Raw genomic sequence first — 2,527 nt, 5'->3', positions numbered from 1 at the left:
ATCGTCAAGTTCAAGCAGGCCATCATCGCCGCCGGCTCTCAAGCAGTGAAGCTGCCGTTCATGCCGGAAGACCCGCGCGTCGTCGATTCGACCGGTGCACTCGAGCTGCGCCAGCTGCCCAAGCGGATGCTCGTGATCGGCGGCGGCATCATCGGCCTCGAAATGGCGACGGTGTACTCGACGCTCGGCGCCGAGATCGACGTCGTCGAAATGATGGACGGCCTGATGATGGGCGCCGACCGCGATCTCGTGAAGGTCTGGGAAAAGTTCAACGCGAAGCGCTTCGGCAACGTGATGCTGAAGACCAAGACGGTCGGCGCGGAAGCGAAGGAAGACGGTATCTACGTGAAGTTCGAAGGCGAGAAGGCACCCGCGGAAGCGCAGCGCTACGACCTTGTGCTCGTCGCGGTAGGCCGCAGCCCGAACGGCAAGAAGATCGGCGCGGACAAGGCGGGCGTCGCGGTCACCGAGCGCGGCTTCATCGACGTCGACAAGCAGATGCGCACGAACGTGCCGCACATCTTCGCGATCGGCGATATCGTCGGCCAGCCGATGCTCGCGCACAAGGCCGTGCATGAAGGCCACGTCGCAGCCGAAGCCGCGCACGGCGAAAAGGCGTACTTCGACGCGCTGCAGATTCCGTCGGTGGCATACACCGATCCGGAAGTGGCATGGGCCGGCAAGACGGAAGATCAGTGCAAGGCCGAAGGCATCAAGTACGGCGAGGCGGTGTTCCCGTGGGCCGCATCGGGCCGCGCGATCGCGAACGGCCGCGACGAAGGCTTCACGAAGCTGATCTTCGACGAGGAAACTCATCGCGTGATCGGCGGCGGCATCGTGGGCCTGAACGCGGGCGACCTGATCAGCGAAGTGTGTCTCGCAGTCGAAATGGGCGCGGACGCCGAAGACATCGGCAAGACGATTCACCCGCACCCGACGCTCGGCGAATCGGTCGGCATGGCCGCCGAATTGTATGAAGGCGTCTGCACGGACTTGCCGCCGCCCAGAAAGGCCTGATCGCCATCTCGGCTTGCGTGTCGCAAGTATGACGAGTTGCGGGTTTTCCCGAGCGTGCGGCGACAATGACCGTTTTTGGTGATAACTCGACTTTTTATCAGAATTTTCCGCGGAGCTGCCAGGCATAAACTTGTTCATCAGGTGATGTTGTTCGAATGCCTGCTGGAGCGGAAATCGATGTTCTGCCGCGCAAGCGAGCGTTCGAACTTCAGGGCACCGGAGCCTTGTGCAAAGAGGAGACGCGGGCTATGAACGTTGCGCTGGACAGGATAGACCTTAGCATCCTGAGTGAACTTCAGGAGGACTCAAGTTTGACGAATCTCGAACTGGCGGCTCGAGTCAACCTGTCGCCCTCTCCCTGTCTCGTCAGGGTCAGAAATCTGGAGCGTCTCGGTGTAATCAGCCGACGCGTCGCCGTGCTCAATGCGTCCCTGCTCGGCCTGGGCATCATGGCCATCGTCGAGATCAGTCTGGAGCGGCAGGGCATGCAGGCGCGGGAGAGTTTTGCCGACACGGTCAGAGGCATCACCGAAGTCATGGACTGCTTCATGATGACCGGGCAAACCGACTATCTGCTGCGGGTGGTGGCGAGAGATCTCGTCGAACTCGAACACATCATCACGCACAAGCTGACGTCGCTTCCCGGTGTGGCCAGCGTTCGCTCGAACGTCGTCCTGAAACGGCTTGCCAACAAGACGACGCTTCCCATCGACAAGACGCGGCCTATCCAGATTCATGGACTGGCGCAGGCGTCGTGATCACATCGCGTAAGGTGCTCTCATGAGTAACGCAATGTCCGCCGGCCGGCCGGCAGATTCGCGCGCCGACATCGCAACGGCGTTGGAGATTATCGAAGAAGCGCGCGCCGGGCGGATGTTCATTCTGGTCGACGACGAGGACCGTGAGAACGAAGGCGACCTCGTCATTCCCGCGCAATTCGCCACGCCCGACGCCGTCAACTTCATGGCGACGCATGCGCGCGGCTTGATCTGTCTCGCGATGACTCGCTCGCGCTGCGAATCGCTGGGTTTGCATTTGATGAGCCGAATCAACGGTTCGCGGCACGAGACGGCCTTCACGGTGTCGATCGAGGCGCGTGACGGTGTGAGCACCGGCATCTCGGCGGCCGACCGCTCCCGCACGATTTCGCTGGCGATCAATCCGGAAACGGGGCGAGACGAGCTCGTTTCTCCCGGACACGTCTTTCCGCTCATGGCGCGCGACGGCGGCACGCTCGTGCGCGCGGGCCACACCGAGGCGGCGGTAGATATCGCCCGGCTGGCCGGGCTCGCACCGGCCGGTGCGATCTGCGAAATCATGAACGACGACGGCACCATGGCGAGGCTGCCGGACCTCATCGCCTTTTCACGGCGGCATCAGCTGAAGCTGGGCACGATCGCCGATCTCATCGCGTATCGCCGACGAACGGAACGGCTCGTCGAGGCCGTTGAACACGGGAGCTTCACCGAGCCGAATGGACGGCATTGGCGGATCGTGGTCTACCGGAACC

Annotated in this window: 3 protein-coding genes; all 3 read left to right on the top strand. The window is 62.4% G+C overall.

Translation table 11 applies throughout. The features are described 5' to 3' along the window. On the top strand, nt 1-1,017 hold a 1,017-nt coding region (locus JMF90_RS33140), incomplete at its 5' end, for an NAD(P)/FAD-dependent oxidoreductase (RefSeq protein WP_201326009.1). A gap of 248 nt (nt 1,018-1,265) precedes the next feature. Then, nucleotides 1,266-1,775: an Lrp/AsnC family transcriptional regulator gene (locus JMF90_RS33135; RefSeq protein WP_011661374.1), complete on the top strand. Its 510-nt coding sequence runs from the start codon at nt 1,266-1,268 to the stop codon at nt 1,773-1,775. A gap of 22 nt (nt 1,776-1,797) precedes the next feature. Beyond that, on the top strand, nt 1,798-2,527 hold a 730-nt coding region (gene ribB / locus JMF90_RS33130), incomplete at its 3' end, for a 3,4-dihydroxy-2-butanone-4-phosphate synthase (protein ID WP_201326008.1).

Source organism: Burkholderia sp. E168m23, assembly GCF_016586125.1.
Taxonomy (GTDB): domain Bacteria; phylum Pseudomonadota; class Gammaproteobacteria; order Burkholderiales; family Burkholderiaceae; genus Burkholderia; species Burkholderia orbicola.
This window is presented reverse-complemented; position numbering and strand designations above follow the sequence as displayed.

Bases quoted from the DNA above. Each gene is read 5' to 3' on its own strand.
- JMF90_RS33135 (WP_011661374.1), top strand. From the start codon at position 1,266: ATGAACGTTGCGCTGGACAGGATAGACCTTAGCATCCTGAGTGAACTT.